At 50.9% G+C, this 2,698-nt stretch carries 3 protein-coding genes; 2 read left to right on the top strand and 1 reads right to left on the bottom strand.

Annotation, left to right across the window (positions count from 1 at the left end):
• The first annotated feature begins 125 nt into the window (after positions 1-125).
• Both QVO97_RS04200 and QVO97_RS04195 read left to right on the top strand, forming a co-directional pair.
• The gene (locus QVO97_RS04200) at positions 126-611 is read left to right on the top strand and encodes a YbaK/EbsC family protein (RefSeq protein ID WP_022359144.1); all 486 of its coding nucleotides are present in this window, start codon (positions 126-128) and stop codon (positions 609-611) included.
• A gap of 26 nt (positions 612-637) precedes the next feature.
• The gene (locus tag QVO97_RS04195) at positions 638-1,465 is read left to right on the top strand and encodes a Tim44 domain-containing protein (RefSeq protein WP_022359143.1); all 828 of its coding nucleotides are present in this window, start codon (positions 638-640) and stop codon (positions 1,463-1,465) included.
• A 135-nt stretch (positions 1,466-1,600) separates the two neighbouring features.
• Here QVO97_RS04195 and QVO97_RS04190 read toward each other — a convergent pair whose 3' ends face one another.
• Positions 1,601-2,554, bottom strand: a complete 954-nt coding sequence (locus tag QVO97_RS04190) for an alpha/beta fold hydrolase (RefSeq protein ID WP_022359142.1) — start codon at positions 2,552-2,554, stop codon at positions 1,601-1,603.
• Between the last annotated feature and the right edge of the window lie 144 nt (positions 2,555-2,698).

Here is a 2,698-nt window from a genome sequence, read left to right as displayed (position 1 = left end):
TATTTATAGAAATATTGATATGGAAAATGAAAGTGTGATATGATGGGAAAGATGAAAGAGTTCTAAAATATAAAAGAAATTGATACGGCAGATCAATCGATAGAGGATACGGGAGGAAAACAACCATGTCACTGGAAAAAGCAGAAAGTTACTTAAAGGAAGCCGGATTTTTGGATCATGTTATTGAGTTAAAAGAGTCCACAGCGACGGTTGCGCTGGCAGCGGAGGCATTAGGCGTGGAGCCGGGGATGATTGCGAAAACGATGTCCTTTTTGCAGGGAGAACAGCCGGTATTGATTTTGACAGAAGGTACTGCGAAAGTGGATAACCGGAAATATAAAGATACGTTTCACGTGAAAGCAAAGATGATCCCGTTTGAGCAGGTGGAGGAGGTTACCGGTCATGCGCCGGGTGGGGTCTGCCCGTTTGGTATCAAGGATGGAATTGAAGTGTATCTGGATGAGAGCCTGAAGCGTTTTGAGACGGTTTATCCGGCAGCGGGAGACGACCACAGTGCGGTACGTCTCACGATCCCGGAATTGGAAGAAGTGTCCGGAGCGAAAGGCTGGGTGGATGTCTGCAGGGAGCCGGAGGATCAGCAGCGCGAGTAGGTGTGGGAGATTTTAGGAGAATTCATATGAGAGATGTGAAAGCAACGGGGAGAAGCAGGGGAGAAAATGAAAACGGCGGAATCAGGGTGGGTTCCAGATTGGGAAAGAAAGGTCGCTTGTGCCGGAAAACGTTCGTCCGCCTGCTTTGCCTGACAGCAGCCATGATGGTTCTTGGATCTTTTACCGCCTTTGCCAGAGCGGGAGGTGCTTCCGGCGGCGGAGGTGGCGGAGGTGGTTCTTCCCATCATCATACAAGCAGCAGCCGGGGACAAGGCGGACGGGCGGGTGCGTTTCAGGCGCTTTTGCTTACGGGAACCTTTGTGATTCTGGGAAGTGCCGGAACCATTACATACCTGCACCGGGCAAAAAAGAAACAGGCAGCAGCCCGTGAAAAATTGAAAGAATTTTCCATCGGAGAAGATCATTGGGATCGGAGTGAGATACAGGAACGGGTGCGGGAATCATATTACCGGATTCAGGAATGCTGGCGGGATCGTGATCTGGAAAAAGGGCATCCTTACCTGAGCCAGAAGATGCAGCAGGAGTTTCAGACGAAATTTGAGTGGAGCAGGATGCGCCATGAGGTGTTTGTCATGGAAGGGATCCAGCTTCTGGATGCGATTTTGGTGGAAGCGGAGAATGAGGACGGCGACGACCGCGACTATATCTGGTATTTGATCCATGGAAAGATGATCGACTATGTGTATCACGAAGAAACAGGAGAACTTTTGAAGGGCTCCCGGAAAATGGAAGATTTCTTCGAATATTGGAGGTTTGTTCTGGAAGATGGAAACTGGGTGCTGGATGAGATCTGCCAGAAGGAAGAAGTGGATAATGGGCGGAAGTTGTGCTGAGAGGTGCTTTGAGTTGAGTGCTCGAAACACGGCAGCTGCGGATGCTGTCCGGTAGAGATGCTTGAAGAGGAAAAGTATAGAACCTAAAAGTGAATGGAGCAAGGAAAGCGGAGCAGCAGGAAGAGTGAGGATACTTTAGCTGCGGCGCAGAAATGCCAGAATTGCGCGCAGATAAGGCGCCGGTGTCCGGAATATGGAAGTATGCCGTCCCCCGGTCATTAAAAGAAGCCGACTGGTTGGAATCTGCCTTGCTAACCAGCGGGAGTGTGAGGGCTTAATGAGATCCCGGGTTCCGGCGATCAGCAGCACAGGAACGGAGATGGTTTGCAATTTCCGGGCACTTAAACGGGGCGAGTGAAGTAAAAGAGAAGTCAGATTTCGACGGCGGAGGACGCGGTGCGTCAGCCGGGTAAGAAAGTCAGGCTTCTTTTTTTGTTCTGCCGGAATCCGGGGGAAAATTGACCCGAAATGGCATTGCCTTTCTTTGTCGGCACAAACTGCGGATGTGGCGGAAACAGAGAAATTCTTCTGAAATGGCAGGGAAACTTTTGGGGTGGACAGTGCAGAGACCGCGGAGGACCCAGAGGATGCAGAGGCAGAAGAGAAGCTGCATTTTAAAACAGGCAGCAGGAGATTCCCCAGGAGATTTAAAATGCTGTGCAGCATTTGGGCGGCAAGGTATAGCGGCGTGAGCAGCCCGTCCGGTGAGGCGTTGGCGCTGATACAGATGAGCTTTTTCAGCCGCTCCGGGTATTTGCATGCGATCTCCAGCCCGATATTGGCACCATCGCTGAATCCCAGCAGGTGGACGGAGGAAAGATGTAAGTGGTTAAGCAGGGCGATAACGTCGTCTGCCATATCCTCTGTAGAGAACCCGTGGAGCGCTGTGTGGGCAGACAGCCGGGAACGTCCATGTCCCCGGCTGTCCATCAGAATCACCTGAAAATCGGGCAGAAACGTGCGCAGAAATGGATAAAAGACGGCAAGGGACTGGCTGTTTCCATGCAGGATAAGGAGCGGTGTGCCGCAGCCGTACTGTTCATAGTAGATTTCTGCGCCGGAGGTGGTGAGATAACCGGAATGTTTCATCGTAAGAGCGCCTCTTTTCTGGTAAAAAAATGAAATTTATCAGGCTGCATCCAGCATGATAAAAGCTGAGTTTAGTCTGCCTTTTTATCTGCATCTGTCTGCTTTCTTGTGTCGGGCTGCTTCGTTCTGGAAGAAGCAGCCCAA

The organism is Clostridium sp. CAG:43 (genome assembly GCF_000434655.1).
Lineage (GTDB): Bacteria > Bacillota > Clostridia > Lachnospirales > Lachnospiraceae > Otoolea > Otoolea fessa.
Note: the sequence above shows the minus strand (reverse complement) of the source record. Positions and strands in the feature narration are given on the sequence as shown.

Bases quoted from the DNA above. Each gene is read 5' to 3' on its own strand.
- QVO97_RS04190 (WP_022359142.1), bottom strand. From the start codon at position 2,554: ATGAAACATTCCGGTTATCTCACCACCTCCGGCGCAGAAATCTACTAT.
- QVO97_RS04200 (WP_022359144.1), top strand. From the start codon at position 126: ATGTCACTGGAAAAAGCAGAAAGTTACTTAAAGGAAGCCGGATTTTTG.
- QVO97_RS04195 (WP_022359143.1), top strand. From the start codon at position 638: ATGAGAGATGTGAAAGCAACGGGGAGAAGCAGGGGAGAAAATGAAAAC.